The sequence below is a fragment of the Nonomuraea sp. K271 genome, from assembly GCF_009908215.1.
In the GTDB taxonomy this organism is placed as follows: domain Bacteria; phylum Actinomycetota; class Actinomycetes; order Streptosporangiales; family Streptosporangiaceae; genus Nonomuraea; species Nonomuraea longispora.
This window is the reverse complement of sequence record NZ_JAAAHR010000018.1, coordinates 55,613-79,680: the sequence shown is the minus strand read 5'-3', so window position 1 is coordinate 79,680 and position 24,068 is coordinate 55,613. Positions and strand designations below refer to the sequence as shown.

General features: G+C 70.1%; 23 protein-coding genes. 14 read left to right on the top strand and 9 right to left on the bottom strand.

Going from position 1 to position 24,068, the window contains the following annotated elements; genetic code table 11:
* Positions 1 to 38: 38 nt before the first annotated feature.
* Positions 39 to 1,049, top strand: coding sequence for a LacI family DNA-binding transcriptional regulator (locus GUY59_RS09180; RefSeq protein ID WP_138201005.1), 1,011 nt, complete (start codon positions 39 to 41; stop codon positions 1,047 to 1,049).
* Positions 1,050 to 1,058: 9 nt separating this feature from the next.
* On the opposite strand, the gene GUY59_RS09175 is transcribed toward GUY59_RS09180, so the two are convergent.
* Together GUY59_RS09175 and GUY59_RS09170 are read right to left on the bottom strand one after the other, a co-directional pair.
* The gene (locus GUY59_RS09175) at positions 1,059 to 2,423 is read right to left on the bottom strand and encodes a sensor histidine kinase (RefSeq protein ID WP_252374939.1); all 1,365 of its coding nucleotides are present in this window, start codon (positions 2,421 to 2,423) and stop codon (positions 1,059 to 1,061) included.
* A 102-nt stretch (positions 2,424 to 2,525) separates the two neighbouring features.
* Positions 2,526 to 4,097: a DUF4434 domain-containing protein gene (locus GUY59_RS09170; RefSeq protein WP_138201007.1), complete on the bottom strand. Its 1,572-nt coding sequence runs from the start codon at positions 4,095 to 4,097 to the stop codon at positions 2,526 to 2,528.
* A gap of 95 nt (positions 4,098 to 4,192) precedes the next feature.
* On the opposite strand from GUY59_RS09170, the gene GUY59_RS09165 reads away from it, so the two are divergent.
* Together GUY59_RS09165 and GUY59_RS09160 are read left to right on the top strand one after the other, a co-directional pair.
* Entirely contained in the window at positions 4,193 to 4,972 is a 780-nt protein-coding gene (locus tag GUY59_RS09165; RefSeq protein WP_138201008.1) for an SDR family NAD(P)-dependent oxidoreductase, read from the top strand.
* A gap of 20 nt (positions 4,973 to 4,992) precedes the next feature.
* Positions 4,993 to 5,793: a class I SAM-dependent methyltransferase gene (locus GUY59_RS09160; RefSeq protein ID WP_138201009.1), complete on the top strand. Its 801-nt coding sequence runs from the start codon at positions 4,993 to 4,995 to the stop codon at positions 5,791 to 5,793.
* A gap of 38 nt (positions 5,794 to 5,831) precedes the next feature.
* Here GUY59_RS09160 and GUY59_RS09155 read toward each other — a convergent pair whose 3' ends face one another.
* Entirely contained in the window at positions 5,832 to 5,984 is a 153-nt protein-coding gene (locus GUY59_RS09155) for a hypothetical protein (RefSeq protein ID WP_201760649.1), read from the bottom strand.
* A 64-nt stretch (positions 5,985 to 6,048) separates the two neighbouring features.
* Here GUY59_RS09155 and GUY59_RS51305 point away from each other — a divergent pair, with 64 nt between their 5' ends.
* The 7 genes from GUY59_RS51305 to GUY59_RS09120 all read left to right on the top strand — a co-directional run bounded on the left by GUY59_RS51305 (position 6,049) and on the right by GUY59_RS09120 (position 12,311).
* On the top strand, positions 6,049 to 6,171 hold the full coding sequence (locus GUY59_RS51305; RefSeq protein WP_354533195.1) for a TetR/AcrR family transcriptional regulator: 123 nt from the start codon (positions 6,049 to 6,051) through the stop codon (positions 6,169 to 6,171).
* 91 nt (positions 6,172 to 6,262) lie between these two features.
* On the top strand, positions 6,263 to 7,381 hold the full coding sequence (locus GUY59_RS09145) for an ABC transporter ATP-binding protein (RefSeq protein WP_138201010.1): 1,119 nt from the start codon (positions 6,263 to 6,265) through the stop codon (positions 7,379 to 7,381).
* Positions 7,374 to 8,468 carry an ABC transporter ATP-binding protein gene (locus GUY59_RS09140; RefSeq protein WP_138201011.1) on the top strand — a complete coding sequence of 365 codons (1,095 nt, stop codon included), beginning with the start codon at positions 7,374 to 7,376 and terminating at the stop codon, positions 8,466 to 8,468. Before GUY59_RS09145 ends, GUY59_RS09140 begins: the two co-directional genes overlap by 8 nt.
* Positions 8,465 to 9,418, top strand: a complete 954-nt coding sequence (locus GUY59_RS09135; RefSeq protein ID WP_138201012.1) for a carbohydrate ABC transporter permease — start codon at positions 8,465 to 8,467, stop codon at positions 9,416 to 9,418. Before GUY59_RS09140 ends, GUY59_RS09135 begins: the two co-directional genes overlap by 4 nt.
* A 4-nt stretch (positions 9,419 to 9,422) precedes the next feature.
* Positions 9,423 to 10,229 carry a carbohydrate ABC transporter permease gene (locus GUY59_RS09130; protein ID WP_138201013.1) on the top strand — a complete coding sequence of 269 codons (807 nt, stop codon included), beginning with the start codon at positions 9,423 to 9,425 and terminating at the stop codon, positions 10,227 to 10,229.
* A gap of 2 nt (positions 10,230 to 10,231) precedes the next feature.
* Complete coding sequence (locus GUY59_RS09125; RefSeq protein ID WP_201760647.1) at positions 10,232 to 10,507, top strand: DUF2160 domain-containing protein; 276 nt, start codon at positions 10,232 to 10,234, stop codon at positions 10,505 to 10,507.
* 19 nt (positions 10,508 to 10,526) lie between these two features.
* The gene (locus GUY59_RS09120; protein WP_201760646.1) at positions 10,527 to 12,311 is read left to right on the top strand and encodes an ABC transporter substrate-binding protein; all 1,785 of its coding nucleotides are present in this window, start codon (positions 10,527 to 10,529) and stop codon (positions 12,309 to 12,311) included.
* Positions 12,312 to 12,366: 55 nt separating this feature from the next.
* On the opposite strand, the gene GUY59_RS09115 is transcribed toward GUY59_RS09120, so the two are convergent.
* From GUY59_RS09115 to GUY59_RS09090, 6 genes are all read right to left on the bottom strand, one after another.
* Positions 12,367 to 13,407, bottom strand: a complete 1,041-nt coding sequence (locus GUY59_RS09115) for a dienelactone hydrolase family protein (RefSeq protein WP_138201014.1) — start codon at positions 13,405 to 13,407, stop codon at positions 12,367 to 12,369.
* Complete coding sequence (locus GUY59_RS09110; protein ID WP_138201015.1) at positions 13,397 to 14,677, bottom strand: Gfo/Idh/MocA family protein; 1,281 nt, start codon at positions 14,675 to 14,677, stop codon at positions 13,397 to 13,399. The genes GUY59_RS09115 and GUY59_RS09110 overlap by 11 nt, the downstream gene beginning before the upstream one ends.
* A gap of 22 nt (positions 14,678 to 14,699) precedes the next feature.
* Positions 14,700 to 15,983: an ABC transporter substrate-binding protein gene (locus GUY59_RS09105; RefSeq protein WP_138201016.1), complete on the bottom strand. Its 1,284-nt coding sequence runs from the start codon at positions 15,981 to 15,983 to the stop codon at positions 14,700 to 14,702.
* Positions 15,984 to 16,026: 43 nt separating this feature from the next.
* Entirely contained in the window at positions 16,027 to 16,893 is an 867-nt protein-coding gene (locus GUY59_RS09100) for a carbohydrate ABC transporter permease (RefSeq protein WP_138201017.1), read from the bottom strand.
* On the bottom strand, positions 16,877 to 17,839 hold the full coding sequence (locus GUY59_RS09095) for a carbohydrate ABC transporter permease (protein ID WP_138201018.1): 963 nt from the start codon (positions 17,837 to 17,839) through the stop codon (positions 16,877 to 16,879). Before GUY59_RS09095 ends, GUY59_RS09100 begins: the two co-directional genes overlap by 17 nt.
* A gap of 213 nt (positions 17,840 to 18,052) precedes the next feature.
* A complete protein-coding gene (locus GUY59_RS09090; RefSeq protein WP_138201019.1) occupies positions 18,053 to 19,006 on the bottom strand; it encodes a LacI family DNA-binding transcriptional regulator in 954 nt (317 codons plus the stop codon).
* A gap of 192 nt (positions 19,007 to 19,198) precedes the next feature.
* Here GUY59_RS09090 and GUY59_RS09085 point away from each other — a divergent pair, with 192 nt between their 5' ends.
* From GUY59_RS09085 to GUY59_RS09070, 4 genes are read left to right on the top strand one after another with little or no spacing between them, the layout of a single operon-like run.
* The gene (locus tag GUY59_RS09085) at positions 19,199 to 20,086 is read left to right on the top strand and encodes an NAD-dependent epimerase/dehydratase family protein (protein ID WP_138201020.1); all 888 of its coding nucleotides are present in this window, start codon (positions 19,199 to 19,201) and stop codon (positions 20,084 to 20,086) included.
* Positions 20,086 to 20,958 carry a 5-dehydro-4-deoxyglucarate dehydratase gene (locus GUY59_RS09080; protein ID WP_132329908.1) on the top strand — a complete coding sequence of 291 codons (873 nt, stop codon included), beginning with the start codon at positions 20,086 to 20,088 and terminating at the stop codon, positions 20,956 to 20,958. Before GUY59_RS09085 ends, GUY59_RS09080 begins: the two co-directional genes overlap by 1 nt.
* Positions 20,955 to 22,007: a mandelate racemase/muconate lactonizing enzyme family protein gene (locus GUY59_RS09075; RefSeq protein ID WP_132329906.1), complete on the top strand. Its 1,053-nt coding sequence runs from the start codon at positions 20,955 to 20,957 to the stop codon at positions 22,005 to 22,007. The genes GUY59_RS09080 and GUY59_RS09075 overlap by 4 nt, the downstream gene beginning before the upstream one ends.
* Positions 22,007 to 23,932, top strand: a complete 1,926-nt coding sequence (locus GUY59_RS09070) for a DUF6807 family protein (RefSeq protein ID WP_138201021.1) — start codon at positions 22,007 to 22,009, stop codon at positions 23,930 to 23,932. Before GUY59_RS09075 ends, GUY59_RS09070 begins: the two co-directional genes overlap by 1 nt.
* The last annotated feature ends 136 nt before the right edge of the window (positions 23,933 to 24,068 follow it).

The window sequence follows — 24,068 nt, the reverse complement described above, 5'->3', positions numbered from 1 at the left end:
GCGATGGCAAACCGAAACTTTCGGATACACTCCCGAACGTGTCAGCGAAGAGGCGGGTGACGATCGCACTGATCGCGGAGGAGGCTGGAGTCTCCATTCCGACGGTCTCGAAAGTCATCAACGGACGTCCAGAAGTCGCTCCCGCGACCCGCCACCGGGTCGAGCGGCTGTTGCAGGAGCACGGCTACCAACGGCGCATCAGCCAGGACGACACCCCGGCAGGCCTGGTCGACCTGGTGTTCGCCGAGATCGAGTCGCCGTGGGCCATGGAGATCGTGCGAGGCGCGGAAAGCGCTGCCCACGAGGCCGGGGCCAGCGTGGTCATCTCCGTCCTGCACACGCACGCGGGCCCAGGACGCGACTGGCTCGAACGGCTGGCCGCGCGCAGGACCGACGGCGTGGTGATCGTCGCCTCGCGGCTGTCGACAGGCATCCAGTCACAGCTCAGCGCCCGTTCGCTGCCGTTCGCGGTGGTCGACCCCGAGGGCGAGCCCGCCCCCGGCGTGGTCTCGGTGGGCGCCACCAACTGGAACGGCGGCCTGGCCGCGACCCGCCACCTGCTGGAGCTGGGCCACCGCAGGATCGGCATGATCAGCGGCCTGTCCGACATGCTCTGCAGCCAGGCCAGGATCGACGGCTATCGCGCCGCCCTGGAGACGGCGGGGCTGCCCGTCGCGCCCGAGCTGATCAGGCGCGGCACGTTCCTGGTCGAGTCGGGCCACGACCAGGCGCACGCCCTGCTGTCCCTCGACGATCCGCCCACGGCCATCTTCGCGCACAGCGACCTGATGGCCTTCGGCGTCCTGGAGGCCGCCAGGCAGCGCGGGCTGCGCGTCCCCGAGGACCTGAGCGTGGTGGGCTTCGACGACCTGCCGCTGGCCAAGTCGGCCTGGCCGCCGCTGACGACGGTGCGGCAGCCGCTGCAGGAGATGGCCTCGCTGGCCACCCGTACGGTGCTGGCCATGGGCCACGGTGAGGTGCCGGAGACCAAGCGGGTGGAGCTGGCCACGGAGCTGATCGTCCGGGAGAGCACGGCCGCGTACGCGTAGGGCCGGGGCTCAGCCGTCCTGCAGCGGCGCCCTGAAGACGAACCGGGCGCCGCGCTCGGAGTCCTCGACGGTCAGCGTGCCGCCGTGTGCCGCGGCGATCTCGCGGGCGATGGGCAGGCCGAGCCCGCTGCCGCCGACGTCGCGGTTGCGGGCGGCGTCGAGGCGGGCGAAGCGTTCGAAGACGACCTCGCGGTGCTCGGGCGCGATTCCCTCGCCGTCGTCGAGCACCTCCAGGACGGCCTGGCCGTCCTCCTCCCGCACCGTCACCGTGATCCGGCTGTCGGCGTGCCGGTCGGCGTTGTCCATCAGGTTCGTCAGCAGGCGGGCCAACTGCAGCCGGTCACCCATGACGACCACGTCCGGCCGCAGGTCGGTGACGACCTGTTTCGCACGCGGCCGCACGACCTCCCGGGCAACCAGCTCGGCCAGTTCCACGGGCTCACGGCGGCTCGGGGCGCCCGCGTCCAGCCTCGTCAGCACGAGCAGGTCGGCGACGATCGCCTGCAGCCGGTCCAGGCTGGCGAGCACCTCGTCGCTCACCTCGATCCAGTCGGCCTCATCGGGTTGGAGCCGGGCGTCCTCCATCTGGGCGCGCATGGCGGTGATCGGGCTGCGCAGGTCGTGCGAGGCGTCGGCGGCGAACCTGCGCTGGCGTTCCACCGCCAGTTCCTTCTCCCGCATCGCCGTCTCCAGCCGCTCCAGCGTGCGGTTGGCGGTCTCGGCCAGGGCCGCGATCTCGTCGTCGCTCTGCGGCACGGGCACCCGCATCCCGCCGACGAACGTGGTGAGCTCGGCCAGCTGCTTGGTGATGGCGCTGACGGGGGCGAGTGTCCTGGTCGTCGCGCGCCACACCACGAACCAGGTCAGCGCGACCAGCGCCGCCGCGAGCGCGGCCTGCGACAGGATCACCTGCGGGCCGACGTACCAGGGCAGCGCCTGGTCGAAGGCGTAGATGATCCAGTCGCCGTCCGGCTGGTACGCGGTGATGGCGGTCACGATCTTGCACTCCCCGGGGAACCCGCTGAGGCCGCAGAGCTCCGCGACGGCGTTGGCCTGGCCGTCCTGGGGGATCGCCGTGGTCTGCCTGGGCAGGCCGACGAGATTGAGCGTGGAGGTGACCGGGCGTCCCGACGGGTCGACGACCTGGACGCCGTCGAGCGCGTCGTACTCCAGCACCTGCGGCAGGCGGTTGTCCTTGATCATGGGCAGCACGGACACAGCCCTGCTCGACATGTCCTGCGCCTGGATGTCGACGAGCTGATCGCGGATGCCGTGCAGCACGAAAGCGCCGACTGCGATGTTCAGCAACAGCATCGCGATGCTGGCGAACAGCGCCAGCCGCACCCGCAACGACCGGCCGAACCATGCCCTCACGCGCCTTCCCCCGGCCATCAGAAGATCACAGGCCTGCCCTTCACCGCCAATCCAGGGAGATTCCTCGACAAAGTGCGCACTCCCGCCGCCCGCGACGGCGGTTCAACGCATCGCGTACGGGCTCGTGCTGGTGTGGCCGGCGCCGTTCGTGGCCGTGACAGACGTCAGGGGACCCGGGGGGACGTACGGGGCCCAGGCCGACTCGAGCCGGCCGTCCGAGTGCCACTCCTGCCGGACCACCGCCCCGTGAGGGTCGAAGCGCAGCGAGCCGCCCCGCAGGTTGTGGCCCTCGACGAGGATGCCGGGCCGCCCGTTCCTGTCCTGCCTGACGGCGTTGACGATGATGGGCTGCTGCCAGTCGCGCGCGATGTCGTCGGCCAGCGAGGGAGTGTCGTAGCGGGCCTGGCAGGTGAAGAACGGGTCCCAGCCGTACGAGATGATCTTCGTGGCGTGCGGGCCGGAGGCCATGATCTGCTGGTCGAGCCGGCTCTTCGTGGTCCGCCCGCGCAGCGGCAGCGGATCGACGCGCCCGCACTCGCCGGCGACCGGGGTGGGCTCGAAGCCCTCGACGTTCACCCACAGCTCCACCCCGTCGGGCACCTCACGGGCGGCCGCCTCGACGTATGCGTGGGTCGCCCCGTAGTAGGCCTCGGCGTTGCTGACGTCGCCCACCACCGGCGCCAGCCGCGGCACGACCTTGGCGCCGGTCTCGTGCGGGCCGTGCACCGGCACCTTGCCCGTGCCGCGCCCGTCCTGGACCGCGATGGCCATGGGCGCGCCGGCCCGCGTCGCCGCGATGTCCGCCATGCCGTCGCCCGCCTGCTCGGGCGGGAACCCGCGCCCGCGGCGGGCGTCGATGTACGGGCTGACCAGGATCGGCCTGCCCGGCAGGACGCCGGCGACGACGGCGTGCTGCGCGGCGTAGAGCTCGATGATCGGATCGTTGTCGGCGCGGTCCCGCATGGCCAACTCGAACGACTGGTAGACCCCGCCGAAGGCGCCGGACTCCCCGAACCGCGCCCGGTAGTCGGCCAGCACCCGCGCGGTGAAGGCCTTCAGGGCGCCGGTGTGGTCGTGGTCGGGCTCCCACGGCTTGTCCTCCCGCTGCGCGGCCGCCGGCAGCCCGGGAAAGACCTTCATGCCGTACGCCGCCGCCTCGGCCATCAGGTTGCCCAGGCCGTCGCCGTCCGTGGCGACGAGCACCAGGTCGTGCACGGGTTCCCGGCAGTTCTCCGCCAGCGACAACCGGTAGAAGACGCGGCCTGCGCTCTCGATCCGCCGCTCCAGCCCGGGGCAGCGCAGCATGCCCTTCCCGAACTCCTCGCTGGTCGTGTACGTGTAGACCCGCCGGATCTGCTTGCCCGGCACCTGCGCGCACGGGCGGCCGTCGACGCGGCAGCCGGCGAAGCCGGGATCCTCGCCGGCGTTGAAGCGCGGGCCGAACGTGACGAGCGTGTCGCCGCCGATCGTGTGGATCGCCTCCACCATGCGCTGGGTCACGCAGCGGTCGGCCCGCGGGATGACCCAGTAGCCGGTGATCGCGTAGGGGGCGGTGACCCGGGTGTCGCGCGGCGGGCACTCCTCGGGCTCCGGCGATGCGGGTACGAACACACCCACGACGAAGGCGACCGCGACGATCAGCCACAGGATCCGGTGCACCCACGCCCCTTCCACGCCCGCGCACCCCAGCCTACGCACCGGCGCCCGGCCCGGTGCGTGCCCGCGGGGTACTGATCGCGGAGAATGACGGGAAAGGGGGGTGCGGAATCGTGCACATCGATCTCACCGGGAAGACCGCGCTGGTCACAGGGTCGACGCAGGGAATCGGAGCGGCCATCGCCGCCGGGCTGGCGCGGGCGGGCGCCCGCGTCGGGATCAACGGCCGCGGCGAGGGCTCGGTCGCCAAGGCCGTCGAACGGATGGAGGGCGACCTGGTCGCGGCGCCCGGCGACGTGTCCAAGGACGACGGGTGCGAGCGGGTGCTGAGCGCGCTGCCGCAGGTCGACATCCTGGTCAACAACCTGGGCATCTTCGGCGCGCAACCGGCGCTGGAGATCGGCGACGACGAGTGGCGGCGCTATTTCGAGGTCAACGTGCTGGCCGCGATCCGGCTCACCCGCGCCTACCTGCCGGGCATGATGGAGCGCGGCTGGGGGCGGATCCAGTACATCGCCAGCGACTCGGCTGTCGTGATCCCCGCCGAGATGATCCACTACGGCATGACGAAGACGGCGTTGCTGGCCGTGTCCAGGGGGTTCGCCAAGGAGGCGGCGGGCAGCGGGGTGACGGTCAACTCCGTGATCGCGGGGCCCACGCACACGGCGGGCGTGGAGGACTTCGTCCATCAGCTGGTGGGCAGGGAACTGCCCTGGGAGGAGGCGCAGCGGGCGTTCATGGTGCGGCACCGGCCGCAGTCGCTGCTGCAGCGCCTGATCGAGCCCGAGGAGATCGCCAACATGGTGGTCTACCTGGCCTCGCCGCTCGCCTCGGCCACGACGGGCGCGGCGGTGCGGGTGGACGGCGGCTACGTGGACTCCATCCTTCCCTAGAAGGTGCCAGGATCGCCCGTATGGCTTTCGCTCCCAAGAGTTCCGCCGGCCGGCCGAGCGCCCCGGACCTCACGCAGCCGTCGTGGATCCGTCCCGGCTCCGAGGGCACGGAACGGGCGACGCCCAACGACTACGACAGCTTCGCCGAGGCGTACTCGGCCGAGAACGAGACCAGCCTCGTCAACGCCTACTACGAACGGCCCGCGATGCTGGACCTGGCCGGCGACGTGGCCGGCCGGCGGATTCTCGACGCCGGGTGCGGCTGCGGCGCTCTGTCCGCCGCGCTGCGCGACCGGGGCGCCGTCGTGACCGGCCTCGACTCCAGCGCCAAGATGCTGGAGCTGGCCCGGCGGCGGCTCGGCGACGACGCCGACCTGCACCTCGCCGACCTGGCCGGCCCGCTGCCGTTCCCCGAAGCCGCGTTCGACGATGTCGTCGCGTCCCTGGTCCTGCACTACCTGGAGGACTGGACGGCGCCGCTCGCCGAACTGCGTCGGGTGCTGAGGCCCGGCGGCCGGCTGCTCGTGTCGGTCAATCACCCCTTCGTCGACTTCCTGCAGGCCGATCCGGGTGGCGGCTATTTCGGGATCCGCGAGTCCCATGATGAATGGACCCTCGGCGGGCAAAGCGCCCTGATGCGTTTCTGGGGCCGGCCGCTGCACGCGATGGCCGACGCCTTCACCGCGGCGGGCTTCCACATCACCGCCATCAGCGAACCGTCCCCCGTGCCGGAGGCCCGCGAGCTGTTTCCCGACGTCTTCGCGGACAGGCCGTCGGGCACCTTCGTGTGCTTCCTGTTCTTCGTCCTTCAGGCCTGCTGACACCGCGCCGGGGCGGGTGGCGGGTGCGCGGCCGGCGCTCAACGCCGGTCCAGGCCGTACAGCTGCCAGGCCAGGCGGCGGCGTACGGCGGGCAGGCGTCCCGCCAGCCGCAGCACGAGGTTGCGCAGCGGCCGCCTGGCCGCGCTCACGGTGGCCAGCATCGTGAGATCGCCGCCGCGCTCGTACGCCACTTCCTGCGGCGCTGACCGGCGGTCCTGAACGCGCTCCGGTCCGGGCGGGCCCGTCTCGGCGCAGATACTCGGAATGGCCCTGTGCCGTTATGTTCTGGCATTCCCGCCGCTGGCCGCGCTGACCAGCGAAGAAGTCGTCGAGGCGATAGGCCCGGCCGTTCACCGCCATCTCTGTCTCGGGGCTTGACACACAACAGCACCGTCCTTAACTGCGATAACAACTGCCCTCTTTGCACACACAATCAGATCATGTTAGATGGAGAGCAAAGGCACTGATCATGCGCCGGCAGAGAGGACCGGGCACCGTGACGCTGATACTCGATGGCGTCTTCGTGCGGCGGCGCGGGGAGACCTGGCTCGATGACATTCACCTGGAATTACCGAATGGAATGACCACCCTCGTCGGCCCCATGACCGCGGGAAAGACGACTTTGATGCGCGTCGCAGCCGGTCTACTGCCGCCCGACTCCGGCCGGGTGGTGGTCGGCGGAAAGGACGTGACCGGCATTTCCGTGCGCAAACGCTCGGTCGCCTTCGTCTATCAGCAATTCATCAACTACCCGTCCCTGACCGTCTACGACAACATCGCATCGCCGCTCCGCCTCGACCGGGCGTTCCGCCGCGACGGGATCGACCGGCGGGTGCGCGAGGTGGCCGAGCTCATGGGCATCGCGCAGCTGCTCGACCGCCGGCCCGCCGAGCTGTCGGGCGGCCAGCAGCAGCGCACCGCCATCGCCCGCGCCCTGGCCCGGCCCGTCGACGTGCTGCTGCTCGACGAGCCGCTGGCCAACCTCGACTTCAAGCTGCGCGAGCAGCTCCGCGCCGACCTGAAGACCATGTTCACCGGCTCCTCCGGCGTCGTCCTCTACGCCACCGCCGACCCGAACGAGGCGCTGACGTTCGCCGCGCCCACCGTGGTCCTGGGTGAGGGCAGGGTCCAGCACATCGGCGACGTCGCCGAGACGTACGCGCACCCGCCCACGCTCGCTGTCGCGGCCACGCTCAGCGACCCGCCGCTCAACCTGCTGCCCGGGGTCGTACGCGACGGCCGGATCGAGTGCCTCGGCACGTCGTTCCCCGCGCCGCGCGCCCACGCCGACGGCCACCGCGTCATGCTCGGCGTACGCCCCCACCAGGTCAGCATCACCCCCAACGGCCGCGCCGCGCTCGAACTGCCCGCCGAGATCCGGCTCGCCGAGGTCACCGGCAGCGCGACGTTCCTGCACCTGCTGCTCCAGGGCGGGCTCCACCTGGTCGCCCACCTGGAGGGCACCCAGCTCTTCACGCCGGGCGAGTCCACGGTCGCCCGCATCGACCCGGCGCACGTCTTCGTCTTCGACCAGGCCGGGGGCCGCCTGCTCGCCACCAGCGCCGCGGAGGTCGACCTGCATGGCTGACATCCGCCTCGAAGGCGTGGGGCACAGCTACGACGGCGGCCGCACGTGGGCGCTCAAACCGATGACCTGGACGTGGCAGAGCTCCCGGGCGTACGCGCTGCTGGGGCCGAGCGGCTGCGGCAAGACCACGCTGCTGAACATCATCTCCGGCCTGATCACGCCCACGGTGGGCCGGATCTGGTTCGGCGAGCGCGAGGTCACCGGTGTGCCCACGGCCGGCCGCAACATCGCGCAGGTCTTCCAGTTCCCGGTCCTGTACGAGGAGATGTCCGTCTACGACAACCTCGCCTTCCCCCTCCGTAACCGGAAATTTCCCAAAAAGGAGGTGGACCAGCGCGTCCGCCAGGTCTCGCAGCTCCTCGGCCTCGACCAGGTGCTGCGCCGCAGGTCGCGCCGGCTCGACCCCGGCCGCCAGCAGATCGTCAGCCTGGGCCGCGGCCTGGTCCGCCCCCAGGTGGCCGCGGTCCTGCTGGACGAACCGCTGACCGTGGTCGACCCGGCGCTGAAGTGGACGCTGCGCAGCAAGCTCAAGGAGATTCACCGCGACACCGGCCACACGCTGATCTACGTCACCCACGACCAGACCGAGGCGCTGACGTTCGCCGACGAGGTCGTGGTGCTCAACGACGGAGCGATCGTGCAGGCGGGCGAACCGGCCGAGCTGTTCCTGTCGCCGTCGCACGAGTTCGTCGGGCACTTCATCGGCTCGCCGGGGATGAACATGGTGCCCGCCGAGATCGCCGGCGGCGTCGTACGCGTCGGCGCGGCCGGCGTGGGCGCCGCCCCCGACGGCCTGCCGCCGGGACCGGTCAGGATCGGGGTGCGGCCGGAGTTCGTCCGGATCGCGGAGCCCGGCGCCTCCCCCGGCGCGGGAGCCACGGTCACCGGGATCGACCGCATGGGCGCGTACGACCTCGTGCACACCCGGGTCGGCGAGCATCCGGTGATCGTCAAGACCGAGGCGGGCTCCGCCTGCGAACCGGACGCGGCCGTGTTCCTGCACTTCCCCGCGGACCGCACGTTCCTGTTCCGCGACGAGGTCAGGTGCGGCTCCCTCGCGCCGCTGAACGGAAGGGAGCCGTCATGACCGAGCGGACCACCGTCGCGGACAGCCCGGCCGGCGTCGCCGAACCGGCGACCGCACCGGCCGAGGAGGCCAAGGACACGAGGGTCGACGCCAGGCCGAAGAACAACCGCGCGTGGTGGCTGGTCCTGCCGGTCGTCGTGTCGGTGGCCTTCACGGCGGTGATCCCGCTGATGACCGTGGTCAACTACTCCGTGCAGGACGTCTTCAGCCCGAGCGAGCGCATCTTCGTCGGCCTGGAGTGGTTCCGCGACGTCGCCCGCGACCCGGAGGTGCGCGGGGCGTTCGTGCGCACGCTGCTGTTCTCGGCGCAAGTGCTGCTGATCGAGATCCCGCTCGGGGTGGCCATCGCCGTGGCGATGCCCCGCCGCGGCGTCTCGGTGTCGGTGGCGCTGGTGCTGGTCGCGCTGCCGCTGCTCATCCCGTGGAACGTGGTCGGCACGATCTGGCAGATCTTCGCCCGCGGCGACATCGGCCTCGGCGGCTGGGCGATCAACAACGTGCTCGGCGTCAACTTCAACTACACGCTCGACTCCACCGACGCCTGGCTCACCGTGCTGGCCATGGACGTGTGGCACTGGACGCCGCTGGTGGCGCTGCTGGCGTACGCGGGGCTGCGCTCGATCCCCCAGCCGTACTTCCAGGCCGCACAGATCGACGGCGCCTCGGGATGGGCCACCTTCCGGCACATCCAGCTGCCCCGGCTGCGCGGGGTGCTGACGATCGCGATCCTGCTCAGGTTCATGGACAGCTTCATGATCTACACCGAGCCGTTCGTGGTGACGGGCGGCGGGCCGGGGAACGCGACGTCGTTCCTGAGCATCCTGCTGTCGAAGATCGCGGTCGGCCAGTTCGACCTCGGCCCCGCGGGCGCGTTCTCGCTGCTCTACTTCCTGTTCGTCCAAGTGCTCTGTTACGTCTTCTTCACCGTGCTGACCAGGTCGGGAAGGTGAACCCATGAGACGGCTCCCGTGGGCGCGCACGGTCTTCTGGCTCTACGTCGCCACCCTCATGCTGCCCATCCTGTGGATGTTCGGCATGTCGATCCGGCCGAACGAGGACATCCTCGGCAGTTTCTCGCTCATCCCCGGACGCGTGACGTTCGACAACTACGCCACGTTCTTCGGGGAGACGTCGTGGTATTCGAGCTATCTGAACTCCATCATCTACACCTCGCTGAACGCGGTGATGTCGCTCATCGTGGCGCTGCCCGCGGCCTACGCCTTCTCGCGTTTCCGGTTCGCCGGTGACAAACATCTGTTCTTCTGGCTGCTGACGAACCGGATGGCGCCGCCGGCCGTGTTCCTGCTGCCGTTCTTCCAGTTCTACCAGAGTGTCGGCCTCTTCGACACGCACCTCGGCGTGGCCATCGCGCACATGCTCTTCAACGTGCCGCTGGCCGTCTGGATTCTCGAGGGATTCATGTCGGGAATCCCCCGGGAGATCGACGAGACCGCCGCGATCGACGGTTATTCGCTGCCGCGGTTCTTCATCCGGATATTCCTGCCGATGATCCGCTCGGCCATCGGCGTGACCGCGTTCTTCTGCTTCATGTTCAGCTGGGTCGAACTGCTCATCGCCAGGACCATCACCTCCGTGAACGCCAAGCCCATCGCCGCGTCGATGACGCGGACGGTGAGCGCGGCGGGCGTCGACTGGGGGCTGCTGGCGACAGCGGGAGTGCTGACGATCGTGCCCGGCGCGATCGTCATCTGGTTCGTCCGCAACTACATCGCCAAGGGCTTCGCCATGGGGAGGGTGTAGCCGTGCTCGACTGGATGGTCTGGACCGTCCCCACAGCCCTGGTCTTCGCCGGACTGGCCGTGCTGCTGATCGCCATGACGATCTGGGGCCGCATCTCTCCTCCCGTGGCCAGGCGGGGCTTCCTGCGCATCGAGACCGATCGGGGCGACCGGCTCTACATCGGCCTGATCAGCGCCGCCGTCGTGCTGGCGGGCTGGATCGCAATCACCGACCTGTCCATGTGGCTCGCGCTCGGATGCGCGCTGCTCGTGGCGGTCGTGATCGGCATATGGGGCTAACGGAAAGGGAGTCAAAGCGATGAGGCGACGGACGACGAGGTCCGCGACCATGGGGGCGGCGGCGCTCCTCCTGGTGGTGGCCGGCTGCACGCAGGGCGCGGACAAGCCCACGAGCGACTTCAAGGAGGCCGACGGCAGGGCCGCCGCCCAGCGGTGGGTGTCCGAGGAGTTCACCCCGAGCACGCTGAGCAAGGACGAGCAGCTCGCCGAGATGGAGTGGTTCATGAAGGCCGCGGCACCGTACCGCGGCATGCAGATCAACGTGGTCTCCGAGACGATCACCACGCACGAGTACGAGTCACGCCAGCTCGCCAAGGCGTTCACCGAGATCACCGGGATCAGGATCAAGCACGATCTGATCCAGGAGGGTGACGTCATCGAGAAGCTGCAGACCCAGATCCAGGGCGACCAGAACATCTACGACGCCTACGTCAACGACTCCGACCTCATCGGCACCCACTCGCGCGGCGACTACGTGCTCCCGCTGTCGGACTACATGGCCGGCGAGGGCAAGAACGTCACCTCTCCCACGCTCGACCTCGACGACTTCATCGGCATCAGCTTCACCACCGGCCCGGACAAGAAGATCTACCAGCTGCCCGACCAGCAGTTCGCCAACCTCTACTGGTTCCGCTACGACTGGTTCACCGACCCCGACATCAAGAAGCAGTTCAAGGACGCCTACGGCTACGACCTCGGCGTGCCGGTCAATTGGGCGGCCTACGAGGACATCGCCGACTTCTTCACCAACAAGGTCAACAACGACGGCACCATCGACGGCAAGAAGGTCTACGGCCACATGGACTACGGCCGCAAGGACCCGTCGCTGGGCTGGCGCTTCACCGACTCGTGGTTGTCCATGGCGGGCAACGGCGACCCCGGCATCCCCAACGGCCTGCCGGTGGACGACTGGGGCATCAGGGTCGAGAACTGCCGCCCGGTCGGCTCGTCCGTCACGCGCGGCGGCGACACCAACGGCCCCGCGGCGGTCTACGCGCTCACCAAGTACGTCGACTGGCTCAAGAAGTACGCCCCCAAGGAAGCCGCGGGCATGAACTTCAGCGAGGCAGGCCCGGTCCCCGCCCAGGGCCACATCGCCCAGCAGATCTTCTGGTACACCTCGTTCACCGCCGACATGACCAAACCGGGGCTGTCGGTGGTCAACAAGGACGGCACACCCAAGTGGCGCATCGCGCCGAGCCCGCACGGGGCGTACTGGAAGGACGGCAACAAGCTCGGCTACCAGGACGCGGGCTCGTGGACGCTGCTGAAGAGCACGCCGGAGGACCGCAGGGCGGCCGCCTGGCTGTACGCGCAGTTCGTGACGTCGAAGACGGTGTCGCTGAAGAAGTCGATCGTCGGGCTGACGTTCATCCGCGACTCCGACATCAGGAGCGACCACTTCGCCGACAACGCCGAGAACTACGGCGGGCTCATCGAGTTCTACGGCTCGCCCGCCCGCAAGCAGTGGACCCCGACCGGCACGAACGTGCCCGACTACCCGAAACTGGCCCAGCTGTGGTGGCAGAACGTGGCCACGGCCGTGACCGGCGAGACCACGGCGCAGCAGTCGATGGACAACCTGGCCAAGCAGCAGGACGACATCCTGTCCCGGCTGGAGCGGCTCTCGCGTGAGCGGGAGGGCTACGGCGGCCAGTGCGCGCCGAAGCTGAACCCCGAACGCGACGCCCAGTACTGGTACGACCAGCCCGGCGCCCCCGCGCCGAAGCTGGCCGACGAGCGCGGCAAGCCCGAGACGCTCGACTACGACAAGCTCGTCGCCACCTGGAAGAAGTCCGACTAGCGCCGCTTGTGGAAGGAGCGCCGCCGCCCGTGGCAGGCCGGGCGGCGGCCGTCCGTCAGCCCGCCAGGTGGCGGACCAGCCAGTCGAAGGCCTGCTCCTGCATGGGCACGTCGAAGCTGTGCGGCACGTCGGCGAACACCGCCTCGTAGCGCCCCGGTGTGTCGCGGTAGTGTTCGCCGATCGTGGCGTGGGCGCGCCGCATGCCCGTCTCGGGGAACAGCTCGTCGCGCAGGGCGTACTGCACCATGAGAGGTTCGGGCGCGCGGGCGGCCACCAGGTCGGGCCAGTCGCCCAGGCGGGGCAGGCCGGGCGGGAAGAGCATCCAGGTGTGCTTGGCGACGTGCCCGCCGAGCATGTCGCGGTAGGAGGAGGCCATCGCGGCGACGACGACGGCGCGCATCCGCGGGTCGAAGGCGCCGAGCAGCGCCGACCGCAGCCCGCCGCCGGACACCCCGGCGCACCCGACGGGCCCGACGTCCGGGCGGGAGCGCAGGTAGGCCGCCGCAGCCAGGTCCTCGCCCGCGACCACGCCCGCGAACGACGTGCCGAGCATCGCGCAGTGTTTGGCCACGACGTGCTCGTGGTCCCTGGCGGCCAGGTCGTACCTGTCGGCCTCGCTGGCCGGGCCGTCACCGATTTCCAACGGGAAGCGGCGGCTGCCCCAGACGAACACGTCGTGCGCCAGCACCACGAACCCGCGGCGGGCCAGCTCGCCGGCGAACGCGCGGCCGCCGTAGAGCTCCTGCCGCAACCTGGCCACCTCTGGCGATGGCCCTTCGGGCCCGTCGGCGATCTTCTCCTTGCCGGCCCACTTCATCCCGGCGTGGCAGTGCAGCGCCACGACCCCGGGCAGCGGCCCGTCCGCGCCGCGCGGGCGCAGCAGGAACGCGCGGGTACGCGGCCCGAACCCCACCGACCAGGACAGCTCCTCGCCTGCCAGGTCGCCGTCGGTCCAGGTGCGCTCGACCCGCACGTCGCGGGCGGTCAGGTCGAGCACCCCCATCGCCTCACGCGCCGCGGCCCGCAGCTGCGGCCCCGCGGGAACGGGGTAGAGCCCGCGCTGCGTCGCGGCGATCTCCGCCAGCTCAGCGAACACGTGTGCCGTCGCCCTCCAGCGCCACGGGGGCACCGGTGCGGGCGGACATGGTGGCCGCGACGCCCGTCAGCACGCTGCGGATGCCGTCGCGGTAGCCGGCCTGCCGGGCCAGCGGGTCGTCGCCGGCGCCGCGGAAGACGTCGTCGAGCAGCAGGCGGTCACCACCGCCGTGCCCACCGGCCCCGCTCTCGATGGGCACCTCCTCCGGCCGGCTCCAGTGGCGGCGGAGCGTGAGCCGCTCCCACGCCCCCGACGCGTGCGCCTTGGAGGCGGCACTCGGGTCGATGGCGGCGTGCGGCGGCGTCCACTCCCGCTCCACGACGTCCAGCTCCAGCCGCCCCTCCGTGCCGTTGAAGGCCACGCGGTAGCCCTCCCAGGGGGCGTGGGCGTGCAGCGAGTACGTCATGATCGCGCGGTTGGTGTAACGCACGAGCACGGACATGTTGTCGTCGATCGTGACGCCCTCGCCGAAGACGTCCTGGTCGCGGATGTAGCCGTCCTCGTGCTCGGCGTCGAGATAGAGGCGCCTGAGCCGGTCGTCGGTGGAGATGTCCAGGATGAACGGGTCGGTACCGAGACCGGGTGCGCCCTGCCCGCGTTCGGGGCGCGGGTCGAGCCCGCGGTTCCTGGCGTTCTCGGCGCCGTAGAAGCGCAGGTCGGTCTGGGCGAAGACGAGCGCGGGCGCCGCCCCCAGCCACCAGTTGATCAGGTCGAAGTGGTGGGTGGACTTGTGCACGAGCAGGCCGCCCGAGCTGTCCCTGTCGCGGTGCCAGCGGCGGAAGTAGTCGGCGCCGTGGATGGTGTCGAGCGTCCACTCGAAGTGCACGGAGGTGACCTCGCCGATCGCGCCGTCCATGAGGATGCGGCGCACGGCGGAGTTGCGCGGCGAGTAGCGGTAGTTGAAGGTGACGATCAGCCTGCCGCTGCTGCGCTCGGCCGACGCCGCGATGGCCGCGCACCCCTCGGCGTCGGTGGTGAGCGGCTTCTCGACGATGACGTCCTTGCCGGCGTCGAGCGCCGCGCACACGTAGCGGGCGTGCGCGGCGTCGACGGTGGTGACGATGACCGCGTCGGCGAGCTCGAGCGCCTTGCCGAACTCATCGGGCGTGAAGCGCGGCACCTGGGCACCGATCCGCTCGGCGTAGTAGTCCATGCGGGTGCGGTTCGTGTCGCACAGGGCGACGATGGTGCCGGCGTCGCGCCACTCCCCGAGCAGCGCGTCGACGTACATCTGCGCGCGGTGCCCGAGCCCGACGAACGCGTACTTCATGTCTCTCCTTTGATGCGAAGGATCAGCCCGCGATCGAGGCGTTGGCCTCGGTCAGGAACTTCTGTGCGGCGTCGTCGGGGGTCATCCTGCCGAACAGGATCTCCTCGGAGTACCGCGTCAGGATGTCTTCCATGCCGCTGGCGCCCTTGGGCGGCGCGGCCGGCGGGTCCGACAGCTCGCTCCTGACCTCGTCGATGAAGTCGAGCGTCTTGATGTCGGTCTCCGGCAGCTTCTCCTTGACCGCCGCGAGGACCTTGGAGCTGGCCGGCAGGCCGCGGTCACTCAGGATGATCTCGCCCGCCTCCGGATCGTTGATCATGAAGTCGATGAACTTGGCGGCCTCGGCCGGATGCTCGGTCCTCGACGAGGCGGTGTAGAGCATCGCCGGCTGCAGGAACATGCCGCCGGTGGCGGCCCCCTCCGCCTTCGGCATGCGCAGCAGGCTGACGTCCTGGCCCGACGCCTTGTTGATGGCGCCGAGCTGGTTGCTCCACCACATGCCCATCGCGCCGGTGTTGGTGCCGAGCAGCGACTGGTCCACGCTCTGGGCGCCGATCTCGACGCTCTTGGCGGCGTCGGGGGTGCCCTTGGTCTTGATCAGCGTCTGCATGTTCGACCACCACGCCTTGAGCGTGTCGGGCGAGATGCCGAGCTTGTTTCCCTGGTAGAACTTCTCGCCGCGCTGCGCGGCGAAGATCTCCAGATAACCGGGGTTGAAGCTCTGCTGCGTGCCGAAGACCTTGCCGCCGCTCTCGGCGGTGATCTTCGACGCCAGATCGATGTAGTCCTCCCAGGTCCACTTGGTGTCGTCGGGCAGCTTTTGCCCGTTCTTCTCGACCAGGTCCGGGTTGACCACCAGGCTGAAGGCGTTGACGCCGGTGGGGATGGCGTACTGCTTGCCGTCGATGGCGCCGGTGGCCAGCACCTTGGCGTCGATGTCGGTGGCGTTGACCTTGCCCGCGAGGTCGGCCAGCGCGCCGCGCTCGGCGTATTCGCGCAGGCCGCGGATCTCGATGGTGATGACGTCCGGCGCGTCGTTGCCCGCGACCTTGGTGGCCAGCGTCTCGTAGTAGCTGCCGAAGTCGGAGAACTCGCCCTCTATGTCGATGTTCGGGTTCTTCGCCTCGAACTTCTTGATCGCCTCTTCGGTCATCTTCTGCCGCGCGTCGCTGCCCCAGTAGGAGAAGCGCACCTTGACCTTGCCGTCGGCGCTCTCGCCGCCGCTGTCACTGCCGCAGGCCGCGGTGACCGCCAGCACAGCGGTGGCGAGCAGGGTCGCCGACCACATCTTCTTGCCAGAGCTCACGGCTCTACCTCCTAGGGGTCTTCTGGGTTGGGGGGTGGAGGAACTACTTCAGTCCCGTGGTGGCGACACCACGGATCAGGTACTTCTGCCCGGCCAGGAAGAATCCGAAGATCGGGCCGAGCGCGATGATCGACATGGCGAACATAGGACCCCAGGAGGACTCGCCACTAGAGTCCAGGAACGTCCGCAACGCGACTGGGACGGTGAAGTTATCCGGGTTGTTCAGATAGAGCAGCTGGCTGAGGAAGTCGTTCCACGTCCAGATGAACGTGAAGATCGCGGTGGTGGCCAGGGCGGGCAGGGAGAGCGGCATGACGACCCTGATGAAGATGCGCCAGTAGCCCGCGCCGTCGATCTCGGCCGCCTCGTCCAGTTCCCTCGGCAGGGTGCGGATGAACTGCACCATGAGGAAGATGAAGAACGCGTCGGTGGCCAGCACCTTCGGCATGACCAGCGGCCAGATCGTGTTGATCAGGTCGAGCTCGGAGAACATGATGTACTGCGGCACGATCACCACGTGGTGCGGCAACATGATCGTGCCCAGCATGATCGCGAACCAGAGCCTCTTCAGCGGGAAGTTCAGCCGCGCGAAGGCGTAGGCGGCCAGCGAGCAGGCCACCAGGTTCGCCACCACCGACAGCCCGGTGATGAGCGCCGAGTTCCACAGGTAGTAGCCGAAGGGATGCTTCAGCGCGGTCCAGCCCTCCGTATAGTTCTCCAGCGTGACCTCGCTCGGCAGCAGGCCGGGCTGCCGGAAGATGAGCTCCTCCGGCTTGAGCGAGCTGGAGACCATCCAGAGCAGCGGATAGAGCATGATCACGCCGAAGCCGATCAGCAGGATGTGCTTGACCACCCGTCCGCCCTTGAGCGGGCGGAACAGCACCGGAATCGGCCTACTTGGTGTCGCCATAGAAGACCCAATACTTGGAAGCGAGGAAGTTCACCCCGGTCAGACCGGCGATGATGAGCAGCAGGACCCACGCCATCGCGGCCGCGTAGCCCATGTCGTAGTCCCTGAATCCGTTCAGGTAGAGGTAGAGCGTGTAGAAGAGCGTCGAGTCGGCGGGCCCGCCGGTGCCGTTGCTCACGATGAACGACTGCGTGAACGACTGGAACGACTTGATGATCTCCAGCACCAGGTTGAAGAAGATGATCGGCGTCAGCAGCGGCAGCGTGATCGATGTGAACTGCCGCAGCGGGCCGGCCCCGTCGACCGCGGCGGCCTCGTAGTAGCTGCTGGGGATCTGCCGGAGCCCGGCCAGAAAGATGATCATGGGGGCGCCGAACGTCCAGACGTGCAGGATGATCAGCGTGCCGAGCGCGTAGTCGGGGTGGCCGACCCAGCCGGGCCCCTGGATGCCGAACGCTCCGAGCAGCGCGTTGACCAGGCCGTCGGCGCCGAAGACCTTGCGCCAGAGGATCGCGATCGCGACGCTGCCGCCGAGCAGCGAGGGCAGGTAGAAGATCGAGCGGTAGATCGCCAGTCCGCGCAGCCCCCGGTCGAGCACCAGGGCCAGCGCGAGCGCGAAGGCGAGTTGCAGCGGCACCGAGACGACCACGTAGATCGTGGTGACCTTGAGCGAGTTGATGTACCTCGGGTCCTCGGTGAACATCTTGACGTAGTTGTCGAAGCCGACCCACTCGGCCTCCTGCAGGAGGCTGTAGTCGGTGAACGACAGGTAGAGCGAGGCGAGGATCGGGCCGATCGTGATGACGAGCAGGCCGGCGAACCAGGGGGCCAGGAAGAGATAGGCGGCCCGTGCCTCACGGCGGGAGCGTTTCGTGGAGCGGTGTCCGCCGCCACGCGGGGGTTCGGTCACCGCCTCCAGGGGCTTCACCGCCACCGAGTCAGCCATGACGGAACTCACTCGTCATTACGAACCTTCCGGCGAGATATGTACTGGATAGCGCTTTCCTATAGCTGGCGGGAAAGTTGCGTCAACCCTTTGCAGCCGTTACCTGGCCGTTACCGATATATCGTTGACGCGTTTCCCCTGCTGAACGAACTGGCCTGAGGAGAAGTCAGATGAATTTGGCCCTCGTTTAGTACAACCGTTTGCAGCACTCCGCTAGCGCGGAGGCGCCGTGGAATCCCTGACGACCAGTCGGGTCTCCAACGAGGTGGTGGCGCTCACCTCCTGGATGAGCAGGTCGACCGCCAGCCGACCCGCCGCGGCGGTGGGCATGGCGACCGTGGTGAGTTTGGGACGGTTCAGCCGCCCTGGAACGATATCGTCGATCCCCACGACGCTCACGTCCGCGGGAACGGTCAGCCCAAGATCGCCGAGGCCCTCGATGAGCCCGATCGCCACCAGGTCGTTGTAGGCGAGCGCGCCGGTCACCCCCGCGTCGCGCACCCGGCCCGCGGCGGCGAAGCCACCGCGCTCGGTGGGCGCGTTGGGACCGATGACGGTGAGCTCCACGTCCGGCACCTGCTCGGCGGCGGCGCGGATCTCCGCGCTCGTCCACGAGCCCGCGGGCCCCGACACCAGCGCCACCCGGCGGTGCCCGAGGCCCGCCAGATGCTCGACGGCCAGCCTGGCGCCGTGGCCGACGTCCATCAGCACGGTGGCGGCCCCCCGCAGCCGCCGGTTGATCACCACGAACGGCACCCGCTCGGCCAGCCGCTCCAGCGCCTTGTTGGACGAGCGCGGGCTGCACAGCACCACGCCGTCCACCTGTTTGCTGAACGCCTGCACCAGCTCCTCCTCGGCGGCCGGCTCCTCGTCGGTGTCGGCCACGAACAGGTGGTAGTCGCGCTGCCTGGCGGCCGCGTGGGCGGCCTTGATCAGCGGCGGGAAGAACGGGTTGGCGATGTCGGCCACGATCAGGCCGAGATTGTGGGTGCGCCCGGTCGTGAGCGCCCTGGCCGCCCGGTTGGGCCGGTATCCGAGCTCCTCGGCCACCGTCAGCACCCTCGTGCGGGTGGCGGCGTTCACCATGTGCGGCGCGGAGAACGTCCGCGACACGGTCGATACATGCACACCGGAGGCCCGGGCCACATCACGAATCGTCACAGTCACAAATGCACACCCTAACGCAACCGCTTGCAGAGGCCATGGGGCAGATAAAAGCGCTTGCTGTACCATCCCGGATGCACAGCAGTCGGGAAGGCCCAGCTAGACCGCCGGTCAGGAAATCACCCCTTGACGCCCCGGCCCTCCTGACACAAAGGTTTAGTGCAACTGTTTGCAGTCTTGAAGGAGCCCCTCACGGTGAGCAGAGTCCTCGTCACCGGAAGCGCAGGACGCCTCGGCCGCAGCGTGGTCAGCACGCTCGCGGCGGCCGGGCACGAGGTCATCGGCGTGGACCACGCCGCAGGAACCCCAGATGAGGCCGCCGCCACCTTACCCGCCGACCTCACCGACACGGGAGAGGCGTTCGAGACGATCGCCAGGTTCCGGCCGGATACGGTGATCCATCTGGCCGCGATCGCCACACCGTTCAGCCGGCCCGAGTCGGTGATCTTCAAGGTCAACACCCAACTGGCGTTCAACGTCTGCGAGGCGTCCGTGGCGCTCGGTGTGGCCGGCGTGGTCCTCGCCAGCAGCCCCACCGTGCTCGGCTACGGCGCCCCCGGCGGCTGGGCGCCGGCGTACCTGCCGATCGACGAGGAACACCCGGTGCGGCCGTGGAACGCCTACAACCTGTCCAAGGTGGCGGCCGAGCAGACCATGAAGGCGTTCGCCGTGGCCGGGACGACGAAACTGGCCGCCGTCCGGCCGTGCTTCGTCATCCCGCCCGAGGAGTGGGCGGGCGCGCCGACCCAGTCGGGGCACACCGTCAAGGAACGGCTGGACCGGCCCGGGCTCGCCGGCGTCTCGCTGTTCAACTACATCGACTCCCGCGACGCCGCCGACATGATCGCCGTACTCGCCCAGGCGCTGCCCGAGCTGCCGAACGGCGAGGTCTTCTTCGCCGGCGCCGCCGACGCGCTGGCCAGGAAGCCGCTGGCCGAGCTGCTCCCCCAGGCCGTGCCCGGCACCGAGCAGCTCGCCGCCGGGCTCACCGGCACCGCCCCCGCCTTCTCGACCACCAAGGCAGAGCGCCTGCTCGGCTGGCAGCCGAAGCGGAGCTGGCGCACCGAACTCAAGGACGTCTGATGAAACTCAGCGGTGTGCTGTTCTTCCCCGTCACCCCGTTCGACGCCGGCGGCGGCCTGGCCGAGGAGGTGCTGGCCGAGCACGTCTCCCAGCGCATGGAGCACGGCCCCGGCGCCGTCTTCGCGGCCTGCGGCACCGGCGAGTTCTCCGCCCTGTCGGAGGCCGAGCACGCCCGCGCGGTACGGATCGCGGCCGAGGCCGTGGGTGGCCGGGTGCCGGTGTTCGCCGGCGCGGGCGGCCCGCTCGGCGCGGCGCTCAACCAGGCGCGGGCCGCCAGGGACGCGGGCGCGGACGGGCTGCTGCTCATGCCTCCGTACCTGGCGCAGGGACCGGGGCACGGCTACACCGCGTACGTGTCGGCGATCGCCTCCGTACTGCCGGTGATCATCTACCAGCGGGGCACGGTCGCGCTCGAACCCGACACCGTGGTCGAGCTGGCCGGCCTCCCCGGCGTGATCGGGCTGAAGGACGGCCTGGGCGACATCGACAGGATGCAGCGCACCGTGCTGGCCGTGCGCGAACGGTTCCCCGAGTTCCTGTTCTTCAACGGGCTGCCGACGGCCGAGCTGACCATGCCCGCCTACCGGGGCATCGGCGTGGAGCTCTACTCCAGCGCGGTGTTCGCGTTCGCGCCGGAGATCGCCAAGGCCTACCTGAACGGCGACGAGCGGCTGCTGACGGAGTTCTACGCCCCCCTCGTACGGCTGCGCGGCAAGGTCCCCGGCTACCCGGTCGCCCTGGTCAAGGCGGGCGTCCGGCTGCGCGGCCTCGACGTGGGCGGCGTGCGTCCGCCGCTGGTGGACGTCACCGAGGAGCACCTGGAGGAGCTGGAGGCGTTGATCAAGACCGGTCTCGAACGGGCGGCGTCATGACGGTCGCCGACCTGCGTACGGAGCTGCGCAGCGTCCCGCTCCCCCGCCCCTGGGGAGCGGACGTGCCGTTCAACCACGTGATCGTCACGCACGTCACGCTGGCGGACGGGCGCACCGGCAGCGGTTTCTCGTGGACGCCGCAGATCGGCGCGCACGCCGTCAAGGCGCTGCTCGACCATGACCTGCGTGAGGCGCTCATCGGCCTCGACCCGCACCCCGAGGTGGTCTGGGACCGGCTCTGGCGGCACCTGCGGGAGGCGGGCCCCGGCGGGGTCACCACCGTCGCGCTGGCCGGGGTCGATCTGGCGCTGTGGGACCTGCGCTGCCGCGAGCGCGACCTGGCCGACGTGCTCGGGCGGCGGCGCGACGAGGTCCCGGTCTACGGCAGCGGCGTCAACCTGCACTACCCGCTGGAGGAGCTGGTCGCGCAGGCCCGCCGCTGGGTGGCGGCCGGCCACCGGGGCGTCAAGATCAAGGTGGGCCGCCCCGACCTGGCCGAGGACGTGGCCAGGGTGGCCGCGGTCCGCGAGGTGATCGGCCCCGACCGGCTGCTGATGATCGACGCCAACCAGCGGTGGGACCTGCACAGGGCGCGGCGGGCCCTCGCCGCGCTGCGCGAGTTCGACCTGCACTGGATAGAGGAGCCGCTGCCCGCCGACGACGTGGCCGCGCACGTGGAGCTGCGCCGCTGCACCGACGTGCCGGTGGCCGTCGGCGAGAACGTCTACACCACGTACGGCTTCCGCGACCTGCTGGCGGCCGGCGCCTGCGACGTCGTCCAGCCGAACGTGGCGCGGGTCGGCGGCATCACGCCGTTCCTGCGGATCGTGGAGCTGGCCAGAACGTACGACGTGCCGGTCCATCCGCACCTGCTGAGCGAGATGTCGGGGCAGCTTGCGCTGGCCCTGCCGCTGCCCGCCATGGTGGAGGACGTGGAGGACGCCTCGTTCGCCGCCCTCGGGCTGCTGGACGAGCCGTACCCGGTGGAGGTCAGCGGCGGCGTGCTCCGCGCGGGCCCCCACGCCGGGCTCGGGCTGAGGTGGTCGTGATGACGCCGGCGAGGGTCGTGCTGGCCGGGGCCCACGGGCACGGCCAGCACCATCTGCGTCACCTGCACCTGCTGTCCGAGTCGGGGGTGGCCGAGCTGGCCGGGATCTGCGACGTGCGCCCGGTCGAGGTGGACTTCGGCACGCCCCTGCAGTCGCCCGACCTGCGTGAGCTGATCGCCAAGACCGGCGCGCAGATCACGATCATCTGCACGCCCATCCACACCCACGCCGACCTCGCGGTGACCGCGCTGCACGCGGGCTCGCACGTGCTGCTGGAGAAGCCGCCGGCGGCGACGCCCGAGGCGCACGCGAGGATCGCCGCGGCCGTGGCGGAGACGGGCCTGGCCTGTCAGGTCGGCTTCCAGTCGCTCGGCTCGGCGGCCATCCCGGCGCTGCGCGAGCTGATCGCCGGCGGCGCCCTCGGGCGGGTGCGCGGCATCGGCGGCGCGGGCGCCTGGGAGCGCCCGGTCTCCTACTTCACCCGTTCCGCCTGGTCGGGCAGACGCCGCCTCGACGGCGTCGACGTGGTGGACGGCGCGCTCACCAACCCGTTCGCGCACGCCGTGGCCACCGCGCTGGCCCTGGTGGACGGCCCGATCGCGGAGATCGAGACCGAGCTCTACCGCGCCAACACGATCGAGTCCGACGACACGTCGTGCGTGCGGATCCGCATGGACGACGGTTTCGTGCTCACCGTCGCGGTGTCGTTGTGCGCGCCGGAGCGGCACGAGCCGTACCTGGTCGTGCACGGCGACGCGGGCCGGGCCACGCTCGTCTACACGCAGGACAGCGTCAAGGTGGAGCTGCCGGACGGCTCGGTCACGACCACCGTGCACGACCGCACCGACCTGCTGGACAACCTCCTCGACCACGTACGCACGGGCGCCGCCCTGCTGGTTCCGTTGGAGCGTACGGAGCGGTTCACGCAGGTGCTGGACGCGGTGCGGCTGGCTCCCGAGCCGCAGCCCATCCCCGAGCGGCACCAGGAACTGGAGCGGGACGGCCTGGGCCAGGTCGCGCGCCGAATCCTGCCGGGCATCGCCGAGGTGACCGCCCGCAGCGCCGAGCGGCTGGCGCTCTACTCGGAGCTGGACGTGCCGTGGACCCGGGTGGAGCTGCTGGCAGGCGACCACCGCGTGGCCCGTTACGAGACACGGCCCGACCTGCCGGCCACCGACTCGCCCCGCCCCTACCTGTACGAGGTGCGCACGCTGGGCGGCGTCGAGGTGACCGAGGTCAGACCCGAGGACCACGTCCACCACCTCGGTGCCGGCGTGGCCGTCGCGGACCTCGGCGGGGCGAACTTCTGGGGCGGCCGCACCTACGTCAGGGACCAGGGACCCACCTGGCTCGACGACCACGGCGTCCAGCGGCACGCGGCGTTCGCCCGGCTGGACGACGGCGGTTTCGCCGAGCAGCTGGAGTGGATCGGGCCCGGCGGCGGGCTGATGGCCCGCGAGGAGCGCACGGTCACCGTGCGGCCGATCCGGGAGGACGCCTGGGCGCTGGACTTCGCCTTCACGCTGACCAACCTCACCGGGGCGCCGCTGGAGATCAACAGTTCCGCCACCAAGGGCCGCGCGGGCGCCGGCTACGGCGGTTTCTTCTGGCGCGCGCCCGGCACCTCGACCGCCCGGACGACGTTGCCGGGGGACGAACGGGCGGTGCACGGCAGCCGCGACCGCTGGATCGCCCTGTCCGGCACCGACCCGGCGGGGCGGGACTGGACGCTCGTGTTCGTGCAGGACGGCGACGACCCCTGGTTCGTGCGCGTCGAGGAGTATCCGGGGGTGGGCCAGGCGCTGGCGTGGGACCGGCCGCTGCTCGTCGAGAACACGCTGACCAGACGCGTCGTCACCGCGGTGATCGACGGCCGGCTGGACGCCACCGCCGCCGGGTCCGTCGCGGGCGAACTGCTGCGATAGCGCGGGGCCGCTGGAGTGTAGTCCGGCGACCCCGCCTCTCCAACGCTGCATATCTAACGCCTTATGAATTTTCTTGACCTATCGAGCAGCCCATGTGAAGATCACCCCGACTGTCGACCTGGGGGACGGCGAGACA